General features: G+C 68.8%; 15 protein-coding genes. 11 read left to right on the top strand and 4 right to left on the bottom strand.

Going from position 1 to position 14,113, the window contains the following annotated elements; translation table 11 throughout:
- Positions 1-518: 518 nt before the first annotated feature.
- Both ENSA5_RS22485 and ENSA5_RS22480 read right to left on the bottom strand, forming a co-directional pair.
- Positions 519-1,091 carry a hypothetical protein gene (locus ENSA5_RS22485; protein ID WP_181198036.1) on the bottom strand — a complete coding sequence of 191 codons (573 nt, stop codon included), beginning with the start codon at positions 1,089-1,091 and terminating at the stop codon, positions 519-521.
- 100 nt (positions 1,092-1,191) lie between these two features.
- The gene (locus ENSA5_RS22480; RefSeq protein WP_506737589.1) at positions 1,192-1,656 is read right to left on the bottom strand and encodes an IS21 family transposase; all 465 of its coding nucleotides are present in this window, start codon (positions 1,654-1,656) and stop codon (positions 1,192-1,194) included.
- 111 nt (positions 1,657-1,767) lie between these two features.
- On the opposite strand from ENSA5_RS22480, the gene ENSA5_RS22475 reads away from it, so the two are divergent.
- The 8 genes from ENSA5_RS22475 to ENSA5_RS22440 all read left to right on the top strand — a co-directional run bounded on the left by ENSA5_RS22475 (position 1,768) and on the right by ENSA5_RS22440 (position 7,408).
- The gene (locus tag ENSA5_RS22475; RefSeq protein WP_146155996.1) at positions 1,768-1,968 is read left to right on the top strand and encodes a hypothetical protein; all 201 of its coding nucleotides are present in this window, start codon (positions 1,768-1,770) and stop codon (positions 1,966-1,968) included.
- Positions 1,969-2,055: 87 nt separating this feature from the next.
- The gene (locus tag ENSA5_RS22470; RefSeq protein WP_181198035.1) at positions 2,056-3,093 is read left to right on the top strand and encodes a DUF2169 family type VI secretion system accessory protein; all 1,038 of its coding nucleotides are present in this window, start codon (positions 2,056-2,058) and stop codon (positions 3,091-3,093) included.
- Positions 3,090-3,557 (top strand): hypothetical protein, encoded by a 468-nt coding sequence (locus ENSA5_RS22465; protein ID WP_106393740.1) that lies wholly within the window; start codon positions 3,090-3,092, stop codon positions 3,555-3,557. Before ENSA5_RS22470 ends, ENSA5_RS22465 begins: the two co-directional genes overlap by 4 nt.
- Before the next feature lie 18 nt (positions 3,558-3,575).
- On the top strand, positions 3,576-4,106 hold the full coding sequence (locus ENSA5_RS22460) for a hypothetical protein (RefSeq protein ID WP_106393739.1): 531 nt from the start codon (positions 3,576-3,578) through the stop codon (positions 4,104-4,106).
- A 150-nt stretch (positions 4,107-4,256) separates the two neighbouring features.
- Positions 4,257-5,117 carry a PAAR-like domain-containing protein gene (locus ENSA5_RS22455; protein ID WP_444843373.1) on the top strand — a complete coding sequence of 287 codons (861 nt, stop codon included), beginning with the start codon at positions 4,257-4,259 and terminating at the stop codon, positions 5,115-5,117.
- Positions 5,114-5,971: a hypothetical protein gene (locus tag ENSA5_RS22450; RefSeq protein ID WP_106393738.1), complete on the top strand. Its 858-nt coding sequence runs from the start codon at positions 5,114-5,116 to the stop codon at positions 5,969-5,971. The genes ENSA5_RS22455 and ENSA5_RS22450 overlap by 4 nt, the downstream gene beginning before the upstream one ends.
- A gap of 82 nt (positions 5,972-6,053) precedes the next feature.
- Positions 6,054-6,506: a hypothetical protein gene (locus ENSA5_RS22445; protein WP_146155995.1), complete on the top strand. Its 453-nt coding sequence runs from the start codon at positions 6,054-6,056 to the stop codon at positions 6,504-6,506.
- Positions 6,507-6,790: 284 nt separating this feature from the next.
- Entirely contained in the window at positions 6,791-7,408 is a 618-nt protein-coding gene (locus tag ENSA5_RS22440) for an SPOR domain-containing protein (RefSeq protein ID WP_181198033.1), read from the top strand.
- A 10-nt stretch (positions 7,409-7,418) separates the two neighbouring features.
- Here ENSA5_RS22440 and ENSA5_RS22435 read toward each other — a convergent pair whose 3' ends face one another.
- The gene (locus tag ENSA5_RS22435; protein ID WP_258182969.1) at positions 7,419-7,778 is read right to left on the bottom strand and encodes a response regulator; all 360 of its coding nucleotides are present in this window, start codon (positions 7,776-7,778) and stop codon (positions 7,419-7,421) included.
- 77 nt (positions 7,779-7,855) lie between these two features.
- Between ENSA5_RS22435 and ENSA5_RS22430 the strand changes: the two genes are divergently transcribed.
- The gene (locus tag ENSA5_RS22430) at positions 7,856-10,012 is read left to right on the top strand and encodes a penicillin-binding protein 1A (RefSeq protein ID WP_106393734.1); all 2,157 of its coding nucleotides are present in this window, start codon (positions 7,856-7,858) and stop codon (positions 10,010-10,012) included.
- Here ENSA5_RS22430 and ENSA5_RS22425 read toward each other — a convergent pair.
- A complete protein-coding gene (locus ENSA5_RS22425) occupies positions 9,997-10,698 on the bottom strand; it encodes an SDR family NAD(P)-dependent oxidoreductase (protein WP_106393733.1) in 702 nt (233 codons plus the stop codon). The genes ENSA5_RS22430 and ENSA5_RS22425 overlap by 16 nt on opposite strands.
- Before the next feature lie 166 nt (positions 10,699-10,864).
- Between ENSA5_RS22425 and ENSA5_RS22420 the strand changes: the two genes are divergently transcribed.
- Both ENSA5_RS22420 and ENSA5_RS22415 read left to right on the top strand, forming a co-directional pair.
- Positions 10,865-12,523 (top strand): zinc metalloprotease, encoded by a 1,659-nt coding sequence (locus ENSA5_RS22420; protein ID WP_106393732.1) that lies wholly within the window; start codon positions 10,865-10,867, stop codon positions 12,521-12,523.
- 79 nt (positions 12,524-12,602) lie between these two features.
- A complete protein-coding gene (locus ENSA5_RS22415; protein WP_106393731.1) occupies positions 12,603-14,075 on the top strand; it encodes an MYXO-CTERM sorting domain-containing protein in 1,473 nt (490 codons plus the stop codon).
- Positions 14,076-14,113 lie beyond the last annotated feature (38 nt).

Raw genomic sequence — 14,113 nt, 5'->3', positions numbered from 1 at the left:
GCGCGAGCACGCTCTGGCTGAGGCTCAGCAGCGTGGTGCCGAGGTCGGAGTCCAGAGCCGCGAGCTGCGGAGCTGGGCGCTGCCACAGGCTCCGTGCGTCTGCAAGATGCCTTCACCGACACCTTACTGCGCAATCGTTGAACTTCAACACCAGCGACGTGTCGCTGGTCGTCGAGGGGTTTATCGAGCTACTGGCGTGATCGGATCGAGTCCATCTGATCGCGACCAACGTCTCTCCAAGATTTCTCCACGAGCCCAGCCGACGTCCCCGAAACCAGCGGATTTTAGCGGATTACGAGCGATTCCCGGGCCCCGACACCAGGACCGAATTCGAGGCCGATGCTGCGATCGATCCCCGCCGCCCGTGCGGCGCGCTGGACCGCGCCGAACAGATCCTTGTGGGACCAGGGACATGACGCCCTCCCGAGGAGACCCGAGCCCGGAAGCGACCGGCGAGGACCTTGCGGCCGAGGACGTGGCGGCAGAGGAGGCGCCCTGACTCGGTGGGCGTCACGGGGTCAGCTCAGACGCTTGAACAGTTTCTTCCAAGCTTCGTTCTGTGGCCACTCTTGGATGCCGATCGTCTCCAGCGCGACGTGCTCTCGAAAGCGATGGAGCTTCTCGATGCGGCCGAGCCCCTCGTAGCCGTCGTCTGCATGAGGCAGCGTCGCGGCGCTCATCTCCTCGACGCTCGGGGCGCCATCGCTGCATCGCAGAACGAACAGACCGTCCAGGTCGGAGAACGACCATAGGTAGACGACCTCGTCCCCGTTTCCGAGCTTGAAGGCGCGATGCACCACGAAGCCGACGTCGTCCGCCGCTGCCTGATGCGCGACCGTGGCTTCGGTCGTCGTGCCGTCCTCGAGCGTGAAGGTGTAGGGGCCGTCGCCGAGCTGCTTGAGCGAGCGTGCGAGGTTGTTCCATACATCGCCGAAGGCGTAGGGGCGGACGAACTGGAACGCGGCGGCGTCGGCCGCTTCGGCCGCTTCGGCTTCGGTCTCGAAGGCAGCCTTGTCGATGACCTTCCGCTTTCCGTAGGGCCCCTGTTTGAAGGTGAGCTTCTTTCCGCGGACGGCGACCTCCCACTCCATGTCCGAAGCGGAGTCGTCGTCCCAGTAGTTGTAGATGTAGCCGGTAGTGAGTCGTGCCATCGCGCGAACACCACTATGCCGGGCGAGTGATCAGCGTCAATTATTTTTCCGATTGGCGACGATTATTCCTGCCGGTGCGAGACTTGCGCACCCGCGTTCGACGACTCTCACGCGGGGTAGTTGTCGTTGGGTCCTTTTTGAGCTCGTGCGTCGCCGCCGACATGTTGTCGAGGGTCAGCTGCTTTGGTTCCCCGCCCAGAGCCCACAGCGCCCGCTGCAAGCCCTCCACGAGCGCCTCGAAGCTCTCCGAGAAGGCCACGCAGGCCCAGGTCCAGATGTTGGCGACCAGGACGAGCTCGAAGAGCAGGTGGCGGAAGGGCTCGCCCGCGATCGTCACGCCGAGCTCGTTGCAGTTGGTGAAGTCGAGCTCCGCTTCCTCGCCGGGAGCATGGACTTGCTCGAAGTAGACCTCCTTGTCCGGCCCGTGCAGCGCCCGCCAGTCCCGGACCCGCCGCTGCATGATCCGCAGCTGGGCCTCGTGGAAGCGCTCGGGGTCGTCGTCGATGAGCAGCGCGAGTCTGGCTCTCCAGGGTCACGAGGGTTCGGATCTGCTGCTCGGGAATCCCGCGGCTTGTCGGGCGATCTGCCGCGCGTTCGGGGTATCATCTCCGCCGCGATGCCCACCGCGCGCTGCATCCTCGAACACCTCAGCCTCGGCGAGCCTCTCGAGGTCTCGTCGGAGTGTGAGCTTGCCGCGCGGCTCCTCGGCAAGAGCAGCTGCGACCGTCGCCCCCTGCGCTGGAACTGCGCCAAAAAGAAGTCCGCCAAGACCAAGGCCACGCAGCCCGAGCAGGTGTCCCTGCTCGGGGACGACTGAGCGACCTCCATTCATGCAGATCACCCGCAACACCACCCGCATGGTCGCGGGCGTCTGCGCCCAGGTCGACGGCGACGCTCGCTACTGGTGCGTGGTCGTCGTCAAGGGCACCTTCGAGACCAGCCCGGGCGGGACCCTTCGCCTCGCCAGCGAGCAGCGCCCGCTCGTCGAGACCGACGAGAGCACTACGGCGCCCCCGAGACCACGCCCGTTCGGTTCGAGAACGACTTCGCCCTGCACAAGCCACTCACCGACGTGCTCGTCGAGGGCAAGGCCGTGGCCCCGGGCCGACAGCCCGTCCGCGAGCTCCTCGTTCGCCTCGAGGTCGCGGGCAAGACCAAAGACGTGCTCGTCGTCGGCGACCGCCGCTGGGTCCACGTGGTCGGCGAGCTGCGACCATCGCCAGCGGTGCCCTTCGTCGAGATGCCGCTGCGCTTCGATCGGGCATTCGGAGGTGTCGACGCGCCCCGGGGGCCCGACTCATCGCAGGCCGAGCGCAGAAACCTCAGCGCCGTCGGCTTCTCGGCGGCCCCGCGCGGCGCGAGGCTCGACGGCTCGCCGCTGCCCAACCTCGAACATCCCCGCGCACGAATTCGCGCAGCGTCGGACCGCCCGACGCCCGTCGGCTTTGGGCCGGTCGGCCGCTCCTGGCTGCCGCGCCTGGCCCACGCGGGCACCTACGACGAGCGCTGGCAGCGAACGCGGCGGCCGTTCTTGCCCGAGGACTTCGACGCGCGCTTTTTTCAGTCGGCGCCCGAGGATCAGCAGCACCCGCGACTGCGCGGCGGCGAGCTCATTCGCTGCCATCACATGGCCGACGAGGCGATCGTCGAGTACCTGGTGCCGAAGGTCGACCTCCCGGTTCAAGCGGTCCACGCGAGCCACAGCGTGGCGCTGCACCCCGAGCTCGACACGATCGTGCTCGAGCCCCACGCGGGACTGGCCACGCTGACCTGGCGAGCGCGGACGGCCATGCCGCGCAAACCCTCCCGCTTGCGCGAGATCTGGATCGGACCGCCGCCGCCGGGTGAGCCCGTCGAGATCCGCGCGGGTCGACCGGTCTTCGCCCGCCTCGGCGACGCGACCTCGTGGCTAGCGAGGCAGACCCGGGAGGCGGACGCGTGACTCGCTGCCAGGTTCGAAACACGGGGCTCGTCTGTCCCGTCGGTCTCACGGGCCCGACGGCCTGCGCCGCGATTTGCTGCGAGATCACGAAGATCGAGGAGCTCGAGATCGACGACGAGCATGGCGAGCCCTACTACGCGTCGGCGATGGCGGAGCTCGACCCGGGCCTGAGCGGACGGCAGCGCGTGCTCGGCCTGCTCGCCCGGACCCTCGACCAGGCCGTCGCCCCCCTTCGCTACGAACACCCCGTGGCGCTGTTCATCGCCCTGCCAGAGATCTTCGCGGGCGCCGATCTCTCGGGCTCGCTGCGAGCGCTGGTCGAGCGCTTCGAGTCGCCGGTCGCCCTCGACCTGTCCCGGGTGCTGGTCGGTGGGCCCGTGACGGCCTTCAACGCGCTCGCGCTGGCTCAGGAGACCCTCGCTACCGGGCGCGTCGCCGCCTGCGTCGTCGCGGCCTCCGACTAGTGGGTCAGCCCCCGCCGCTTGCTCGAGCTCCAGCGCGCCGGACGTCTGCGTCGGCCCGAGGACCCCGACAGCGTGGTGCCCGGCGAGGCCGCCGCGTGCCTGCTCGTCGACCGCTTCCCACAGCGAGCGCTCGCCAGCCTCGGCGCGCCGGGCTTCGGCCTCGAGTCGGCGACGCTGTGGAACGAGCTGCCCCACCGCGCCGACGGCCTCGTCGAAGCGGCCGCCAACGCCCTCGCCGCTTCCGGCTATGATCTCGCCGACATGGACGCCCGGATCAGCGACGCCGCGGGCGAGAGCCTCGACTTTCGCGAGCAGGCGCTGCTGATCTCGCGGCTGCTCGACCGCCGCAAGCTCAGCTTCCCGCTGCTCCTGCCCTGCGCCGTGCTCGGTGACGTCGGCGTCGCGGGGCCCTTGTGCGGTGTGGTCCAGGCCATCGCAACTTACCAACGCCGCTACGCCGCCGGCCCACGCTCGATCGTCTTCGCGCGCGATCATCAGGGTCCGCGGGCCGCCGTGGTCGTCGAGGCACCAGGAGAGCACCGACAATGAGCAAGGTCTACGCCAACTCGATGGAGATCGCCGCCAAGGCCCAGGCGGGCAAGGCCGTCGCCGCGCTCCCGGACGTCTGCCTCAGCCCCCCCCACTGCGCCCGCCGGACCCGTGCCCGTGCCCTACCCGAACACGTCCCACTGCCGGGACATGAAGGCCGGCAGCAAGCGGGTCAAGATCGGCGGCAAGCCCGTCATGCTCGCCGACCAGAGCTACTACGCGACCTCGCCGCTCGGCAACGAGGCCGCGACCAAGAGCTTCGGCGGCAGCATCGTCACCCACACGATCACGGGAAAGACCTACTTCGGCGCGTGGTCGACGGACGTCAAGTTCGAGGGCAAAGGGGTCTGCCGACACCTCGACCTGACGACCTCCAACCACGCCAGCTACCCCGGAAGCACCCCGCCGTGGCTCAACGCTGCGACCCTGAACATGGTCAAGGTCGCCGAGGCCGCGATCGCCAAGGGCCGCTGCGCGTGCTGTGGTGGGGACAAACACTCGACCGCGGCGCCGATGGGGCGGGATGAGTGGTACGAGGACAACATCGACAAGAAGGCGCAGACGGGCGGGTGGACCAAGGCTCAGCTTCGCGCGGAGAAGCGGGCGTACCGCGCGCTGATCAAAGATGCGATGGCGCGAGCGGGGTGCACCTGCGAGAAACGGACCCGCCTCCTGCCGAATCCGCCTTGCGATGTGTTCTACGGTCGACAGCCTGACCGTTCACCACAGCGGAAAGAGCAGAAGAAGAAGATTCATGCTGCATGGCGCGCATTTCGTCTACGCTTTCAGTTCCAGCAAGGCCTGCCAGAGGTCGGGGCACATCGCTCGCAGCTCGAGCGCCAACTCGGACGACCAGTGACTGAATTCGAGTTCAATGAGGCACGCAAAACAAATCACCTGACACCCAAGTCCGCCGGGGGTTGCCCCACCGGAGCAGGCAACCTCCAGCTACACGCTGCGCTCTGCCCCCCCTGTCAGGCGCTCGACGATCGGTTCAAACGCTTCCAGTGAAAGATCTGATGGGTCGTCTCCCAAAGAAAATCAAGCGGCCGCTGTGGCTCGACTGGGACGGAAGGGGCTACTTCGGCGTTCCGCACGAACCGGTGACGCCGTTCCCCTCCACGCCGCTCGCCGAACCCACCCTCGCCTGGCTTTCGGCCTTCCAACATGCGCGACTGGGAGATTTTCGATACGTCGACCGCATCTCTCGAATCGTCGGGCAGGAGGGTGAGTTCGTTCCATATGACACCTGCTCGGACCTGCTCGCCGATGCTGGCCCGTCTGCTGCGTTCCCCGAACTGCTGGACTTCATCGCCCAGCACCACTGGAACTTCGAGCTCACCTACGCTTGGTGCCAGGCGGTCGCGGCCCGTGGCCGTCTCAGGGACATCCCAATCCTGGTCGACGCGTATGAAGCGAACGTCACTCCCGTCACCGATGACCATGAGATCATCCTGATGTACATCTCGCAGGTCATCGACGAGCACGAGCTGTCGCGCTTCGACGACGTCGTCGGTTTTGCAAGCTTCGAAGAGTACCGCGCCGCCGTCGAGGAGCACTGCAGCATGCTCGCAGAGCGATTTGGCGGCGAGGATGTGCTGCTCTGGCGCGGACAGCCCACCAGCGTGCGCCGGATGGCCCGCATGTTCCTCGAGTGCGCGGGCCAACGAAAGATCGTCCTCCCAGCCTGGAACCGCCACCGCTTCGAGGCCTCGACCGGCATCGACTGCACGGCGATGTTCGATCGCCGCGGCAGCTTCAAGCCGCTCGAGGCCGCCGCGATCGCCGAGGCCTTCCTCGACAGCCCCGCCGCCGAGAACTACGTCGACGGCGCTCGCTACTTCTTCGGCCATCGGGTGCCGTGACAAACAGTCTCGAAGAACGCTTCACCATCGCGCCACCACGATCCGGTGGGTGTCGTCTGAAGAACCGGTGGCGTAGACCGTGATGGCACCCCCCACCTACGCAGTCGTGCTCGCAGTCACCGCGACCACCCAGGCCTGTCAGCCCGACTCAACCGACACGCCGGACGAGTGCTACACGCTCGACGGCAACGGGGATTGGCCGGTCAGCCCGACGGACTTCGTCCAAAACTACTGCGGGCGCGGCCCCACCATCGTCGACGAGCCGGGGTTGGGCCGCGAGGTCGTGAATCTGTGTGTGGCCGCGCCAGCGAGCGGATGCGACCCGTGCATGTGGAGCGCGCAAGATGCGGACACACGACTTCAAACAGAGATTTCGTCCGTGTTCGCGGCCGCGGGTTGCCCATCGGACTACGAGCCGGAGCGCTTCATCCGTGGCTGCTTCGCGCCCAACCCCGGCGCGGCCGAGTGTTGCTACACCGCCGAATACGTGACGGACGAGGGCATCTGTGATCCGACCCCGGACGAGAGCCCCTGAAGCCCGCCGGCACCTCGTGGCCGATGTCGGGTACCCTCATCGCGAATGCTCCCCGCACAAGCCCGCGCCGAGCTCATCACCGTCGCCGCGGGGCGGCTGCTACCCTTGGCGAGTCGAGCGCAATGAAGACATCATTGATGTCAAAACCTCCGCAAGTCACCGCAACCGCCCTCAGAACACCGTCCCAAGCCAGCACAAGCCTGGCACCGGACCTGCACAGCCCCTCCCCCATGCTCACTCGCGCCCTCCCAATCGCGTCCGCCCTCGCCCTCACCCTCACCCTCTTGACCCCCAGCACCGCCGCCGCCTGCTGGGACGGCATCTCGCTGAAGACCGAACGCCTCAGCGCGTCGATCTACGACGAGAGCGCCGAGTGGTCGGTCGACGAGGCCCACCGCTACGCCAACTGGATGGCGCGGGTCGAAGCACTGCTCCCCGAGGGCGTCGAGGCCTCGTACTTCTTCGGCGGGTTCGAGTTCACCGGGGCCGGGGACCTGTGCGAGCTCGCCGTCAGCGCGGACTTCGACGGCAGCATCGAATTCAACGAGGTGTTCGATGTCGTCGCGCGAAGCTGCGGCAGCACCAAGGCCGAGATCAAAGCCGCGCGAGCGATCGAAGCCCCGGTCTACACGGTCCAGCTGCTCTCGACGAGCGACGAGGACGCCGCGAAGTCGGCCGCCTACGCGATCAACGATCTCGGCGAGTACTGGCACGGCTTCTACGAGGTCGGCGGGTTCCCGGACACGAACCCCTCCGCCCACGTCGAGCCCGCGACCCTCGACGACGGCCGCGTGGTCTATCGCGTGATCGTCGGGGCGTTCACGAGCGCGGCGGCGGCCAAGGCCACGCGCGCCGACATCCAGGCCACGCTCGGCCGCGAGGGCATGGTCCGCCGCCTGTAGCCGCCCGCGCTCACACTTCGTTGACGGCTTCGATCAGCTCTTCGCCCTCGAGCGGCTTCTCGAGGAAGCGGTCGACGAGGCCCGGATCCAACCACCGCGACAGCTCGGAGTACGAGCTCCCCGACAGCAAGATCCGCTCGATCTCCGGGTACTTGTCCCGGACCTGGCGCAGCAACCACCCGCCGTGCGGGCCCTTCATGTTGAAGTCGACGACGACGGTGTCGAAGTGCTTCGAGGCGAGGACCTTGAGCGCAGCCTCGGCGCCGAGGGCGATCTTGACGTCGGCGCAGTCCTCGAGCAGGCGCATGAACGAGCGAAGGACGTCGGGATCGTCATCCACCACCAACACTTCCTTGCGCCCGTCCTTCATCGAGGCGGCGAGTATACGTCATTCGGAACAAGAGATAGCTGGCGCCGCGTCGGTATTATCCGGCCCCCGCAGACCTGATGGACTCCACACCCCGAGCCGAGAAGGCCGAGACCGCCCGAGACCCCGCCCCGCCCCGCCACCGCAAGGTCCGGCGGATGCTCGGGCGGGCCTGCCTCGCGCTCGGGTCGCTGACCGTGCTCGGCGCGCTGTCCGTCGTGGCCGTGGTCTGGTGGTACGGGCGCGCGGCCGACAACATCGATCCCCGGGTCCTGCTCGACTACAACCCGCCGCAGGTCACGCACGTGCTCGCCCGTGACGGGACCCTGATCGGCGAGCTCCACAGCGGCGAGCGGCGCAGGGTCGTCCCCTACGACGCGCTCCCGGACCAGCTGGTCCTCGCCTTCCTCGCAGCCGAGGACGCCGACTTCTTCGAGCACGACGGGCTCGACTGGCCAGGCATCGCCCGGGCGATCACCCACAACCTCCGCAAGGGCCACCGGCGAGAGGGCGCCTCGACGATCACCCAGCAGGTCGTCAAAAACACGCTGTTGACGCGGGCCCGCACGATCGAGCGCAAGAGCCAGGAGGTGGTCCTCGCCGGTCGGGTCGAGGCGGTCCTGACCAAGGCGCAGATCCTCGAGATCTACGTCAACGAGATCTACTTCGGCGAGGGCCGCTACGGCGTGGCCGAGGCGGCCCGCTACTACTTTGGCAAGCAGCTCGACGAGCTCGATCTCGGCGAGATGGCCACCCTCGCGGCGCTGCCCAACGCGCCCGGCGTGGTCACCTGCTACCGCCGCCGCGAGCGGCTCGAGGCGCGGCGGGACTACGTGCTCGAGCAGATGGTCGAGCACGGCTTCGCCGACGCGTCCGCGGCCCGTCGCTTCATCGGCCGCCCGATCCAGGCCCTGGATCAGGGCCAGTCCTGGCGCGGTCTCGGCGAGGCCGACGAGTTCGTCGAGCTCGCGCGCGCCGAGCTGATCGCCCGCTACGGCGAAGACGCGCTCGCAACCCTCGGCGCCACGGTCACGACCAGCGTCGACCTCGACGTTCAGATCGCGGCCCGGGCCGCCGGTCGTCGGGAGCTCGACGCGCTCGAGGCCCGCCACGGCTACGGCGCCCACGCTCGGCCCCTGTCGCCGCGGGCGCGGGCGCGACTCGACGCCCGCGCGCCCGCCAAGCTCGAGACCGGCGCCCGCTACCAGGTCGTCGTCGCCGCCGCCGAGCGCCGAGCGCAAGTCGGTCGAGTCCGCGCCACGCTCGGGGAACACGAGCTCGAGATCGAGACTGAGGGGCTCGGCCTGAGCGAGGCCGAGCTCGCCGAGCGCTTCACGCCTGGCCACGCGATCGCGGTCCGCGTGGTCGCCCCCGCCCGCGACGGGGGCCCGGCTCGCGCGCGCCTCGAGCCCGGCCCGGAGCTGGCTGTGGCCGTGGCCGACCTCCGCTCGGGCGAGCTCCTCGCGCTGATCGGCGGGCGGAGCTTCCAGCGCGGCGAGTTCGATCGGGCCCGGCTCGCGCACCGCCAGCCCGGCAGCGCGTTCAAGCCCGTGGTCTACGGCGCGGCCCTGCGCGCGGGCGCGTTCACGGCCGCGTCGCTCGTGCCCGGCGACGCCGAGGGCGAGCCGATCAGCCTGCGCGAGGCCCTGGCCCAGTCCGACAACGCGGTCGCCCTCGCGCTGATGGAGGCGGTCGGCCCCGAGCGCGTCCACGCCTTCGCCCGCGACCTCGGGCTCGTCTCAGCGCTCGGCGACGAGCCCTCGCTCGCGCTCGGGACCAGCGAGCTCACCCCCCTCGAGCTCCTGACCGCGTACCTGACCCTCGGCCGCGGGGGCGTCGGCGTCGAGCCGAGCGCGATCCTGACCATCGAGGCGCCCGCCGATCTTCAGGGCCCCGAGGTCCCCCTTCCCCAGCCCGAGCCGCGCGCCCGGGCCTTCGGCGTCGAGCCCGAGATCGCGGCGGCGCTGACCGACATGCTCCAGGCCGCGGTCGAAGATGGCACCGGTCAGGGCGCGCGCGCGCTCGGGCGACCGGTCGCGGCCAAGACCGGCACGACCGACGAGGCCCGCGACGCGTGGGTCGCGGGCTACACGAGCGAGCACGCCGCGGTCGCCTGGGTCGGCTTCGACGTGCCCCAGAGCCTCGGCCGCAACGAGAGCGGCAGCTCGCTCGCAATGCAGATCTGGCTGGCCGCGATCGAAGCGGCGACCAGCGACTCCGCTCAGGACCGGCCGTAGACCGGGACCACGGCCCCCCGCGCGCAGCGGTTGTCGGGGCTCGCGAGGCTGAGGATCGTCTGCGCGAGCGCCTCGGTGCTCGGCCAGCGATCGTGGTCGGCGTCGGGCATCGCCGCGCGATTGACCGGAGTGTCGATGATCGAGGGCGCGATCGCGTTGACCCAGATCTTCTCGTCGGCGAGCTCCTCGGCGAGGGCCCGGGTTAGGGCCGCGACCCCGCTCTTGGCCGCGGTGTAGGCGATCATGCCCGGCGTTGGGATCAACGCCGGTCGGGCGGCGACGTTGACGATGCGCCCGCCCTCGTCGGCCTCGCGCATCCGTCGGACCGACTCGCGACACGACAAGAAGCACGAGACCACGTTCATCCGCCACATCCGCTCGAAGTCCGCGAGCGAGGTCTCGACCAGCGGGGCCATCGCAAAGCCGCCCGCGAGGTTGATCGTCGCCCACGGCCGCGGGACCCCGGCGAAGTAGTCCACGGCCGCGCGCTCATCGGAGAGATCGACCCCGTGCTCGGTGTGGATCTGGGCGTGGCCGGCGAGCCCGAAGCTCGCGGGCGGCTTTGCCTCGAGCAGCGGGATGTGAACGTGAGCCCCGACCTCGACCAACGCAGCGCTCACGGCCTGCCCGAGCGCTCCTGCCCCGCCCGTGACGACCACCGCCCGATCCTCGAGAGATCCAGTCATGGGCGCAGTCTACGGGAGCACGAAGAATTCATATTAGCAGCGCTCAAAATTGTATTTTGCCTTTCTACCAATGGGCCAATCAAAATCTCCGCTGCTCGCGCACAACCTCGTTCTGGGCCGTTTAGTTATTGAGTCTCGGCGCCGATCATGGAATGTTGGAGTTGTAGTGCGTGACATTTTCTCCTCAAACTACGCTTCGCTTGGACTGACGACGCTCGCCCTGAGCAGCTGCTTCGCCCTGGCCCTCGGCTGCGCCACCAGGCCGGTCGCGGACGACGGCGAGACCCTCGGTGAGGGCGACTCCGGCGAGACCAGCGCTGGCGGCGGCGACGGCAACGGCGACGGCGACACCACCGAGGTACCTCAGGGCAAGCGCGCCCGCGGGATCCACCTGACCGAGGTCGAGGCCAACCAGGGCACGGCGATCTTGATCGGCAAGGACGGCGCCTGGGTCGGCCCCGAAGAGCGCAACGCGTTCATGATCCGCGATCGCGACACTCTGATCCGGACCCAGCACGTCGTCGACGACGACTGGATCCCCCGCGAGATCACGGGTGTCCTCCACCTGCGCGACGCCGACGGCGTCGAGCTCGGGGTCCGGACCCGCGAGCTCTTCGTCGAGGGCCCCTCGGATCCGAAGTCGCTCGGCAGCGAGTTCTACTTCAGCATCCTCGCCGATGAGGCCCAGCCGGGGCTGTCGTACTGGGTCGAGCTGATCGACACCAGCGAGGTCGACGCGTCCGAGCTGAGCGAGGGCACCAACGTCACCCCCGAAGACTACGAGCTGGTCGGCTACGAGCAGACGCCGCTCGAGATGAAGGTGATGTTCGTGCCGATCCACTACACCTACATCGACCCGCCGACCCTCGTCGAGCCGACCGACGAGGACCTGCAGTACGTGTCCGACGACCTGCTCCAAAACAACCCGCTCCAGAGCGTGAGCTACGAGCTCCACGAGGTCTACGAGTACGACAACCAACTGACCAACCTCGGCGCGCTGCTCAGCCCGATGGCGGCCTTGCGCGCCAACGATGCCGCCGATCCCAACGTCTACTATCACGCGCTCGTCGATGTGAACGGTCCGGCGGTCAACATGGTCGCGGGCATCGCCCAGCTCACGGGCGAGTCGAAGTCGGGGGCCAGCTCGCGCGTCGCCGCGACCGTGTGGTTCAAGAGCCCGCCCGACACCCCGCCGGTCGGGAGCTCGGGCACGATCGTCCACGAGATCGGCCACAACCAGGGGCTCCAGCACGTGTTTTGCCCCCAGGCCGCGACCGAGGCCGCCAGCCCCGATCCAAACTACCCCCACGAGGGCGGGAAGATCGGGGTCTACGGGTTCGGGATCCGCAGCTTCAAGCTCTACACCCCGACCGCCGCCCACGACTACATGACCTACTGCGGCAACGCGTGGGTCTCGGACTGGACCTGGAACAAGACCTACCGCCGCATCCGGATCCTAACGGAGTGGGACTACGAAGGCGCTCCCGGAGGTGAGGGCGCGCTCGCCCCGAATGTCCCGCTGCTCGTCGGGACCTTGTTCCCCGACGGCACGGAGGACTGGTGGGTGATGATGGGCCCGGCCCCGAGCGTCGAGGAGATCGGCGCCGAGCATCGGATCGCGCTCGGCCAGGACGGCGAGCTCGTCGACGAGCTCTACACCTCGGTCTCGCTCCTGAGCGACAACGCGACCGTCGTCGTGACCGCGGCGCTGACGGTCCCGGTCACCGAGGTCGAGGCGATCGTCCGGGTCGACGAGCAGGGCGAAAGCCACCCGATCGCGCTCGAGTCCATCCACGTCGACCGCGGCGTGAAGCTCGGCCTCTGAGCCACCACCATTTGTCACGACCGGCCGACCCCAAGCCGGGTATGATCCCCGCGTCTTTAACCTTTACCCGAGGCCTATCATGAACCGCGCCCTTCGTATCTGTGTCCTGAGCTCTGCCCCCTACTTCGCCTTCACCGGCCTCGCCGCCGCGGGCAACATCTCCAGCGAGGGCGCCGTCACGGCGCTCGACAACGTCAACCAGCTCCAGGGGATCGTCGGGACCGGCGACTTCAACGAGGGCAACGGCGGCGGCGTCCCGGCCAACGTCTACGCGGGCCAGGGCATGACCTGGCAGTCCGGGCAGCTGACCGTGATCTTGCCGGGCTCCGCGACGGGGGGCTCGGCGAGCATCCCCAGCTATCAGGTCAACGGCGACTACTTCCCCGAACCGATCGCCGGCGGCGGCGTGGCCGACGGGACCTTCGCCTATCACGCCGGGGTCGTGACCTTCGATCAGCCGATCACCCAGGTCGGCCTGACCGCGAGCCGCAACGGCACCCAGTACCTGACCGCGTGGGACACCATGGGCAACATGATCGGTCAGGTCCGCTGGCAGCCGTCCAACGACGCGGCGTTCATCGGCATCGACACCAACGGCGTGCCCGTGGGCATGGTCGCCTACGGCAACGACGACCTGTGGGGCGGCGGCTCCTACGGCATCGGCGGCTCGACGATCATCTCGGACACCTGGATGTGGGCGGTCGGGACCCCGTGCAACAACGACAACGACTGCGTCGACGACATGAACCCCTGCACGGCGCCGCCGACCTGCGTCGACGGAGCCTGCGTCCACGCGCCCGACGACAACGGCGTGTGCCCCGACGACGGTGAGAGCTGCACCTTCGACGAGTGCCAAGACGGCTTTTGCGTCCACCCCAACAACCCCGACGGCGAGTGCCCCGACGACGGCAACGAGTGCACCGACGACATGTGCGTCGAGGGCGAGTGCGCCCACCCCGACAACGCCAACCCCTGCGACGACATGGACGCGTGCACCGAGAACGACGTGTGCAGCAACGGCTCATGCGACGGCGACGACGTCGTCTGCGAAGACATGAACCTGTGCACCGTCGCATCGTGCGATCCGATGATGGGCTGCGGCTTCGACTGGCAGATGGGCTGCTGCATCTCGGATGAGGACTGCGCCGACGGTGAGATCTGCCTGTTGGGCTCGAACTCTTGCATCCCCGATCCCAACCCCGGCGACGGCGACGGCGACGGCGACTCCGGCGACGGCGACGGCGACTCCGGCGACGGCGACGGCGACGGCGATCCCGGGGACGGTGACGGCGATCCCGGGGACGGCGACGGCGACTCCGGCGACGGCGACGGCGATACGGCCGAGACCAGCGGCGACGAGGGCAGCGACAGCGGCGACGAGGGCAGCGACGACGGCGGGGACACGGGCGGGACCGGGTTCAACACCTTCGGCGGAGACGATGTCCTCGACGAGGGCTGCAACTGCTCGACCGACAGCCGGGGCGCGGGGGCGCTGTTTGGTCTGCTCGGGCTCGCGCTGCTCGGCGGCGTCCGGCGCCGCCGCGACGACTGATCGCTCGAGTCCAGCGAGCCCAACAGGCCCAACGAGAC

This window comes from Enhygromyxa salina (genome assembly GCF_002994615.1).
GTDB classification, from domain to species: Bacteria; Myxococcota_A; Polyangia; order Nannocystales; family Nannocystaceae; genus Plesiocystis; species Plesiocystis salina_A.
This window is presented reverse-complemented; position numbering and strand designations above follow the sequence as displayed.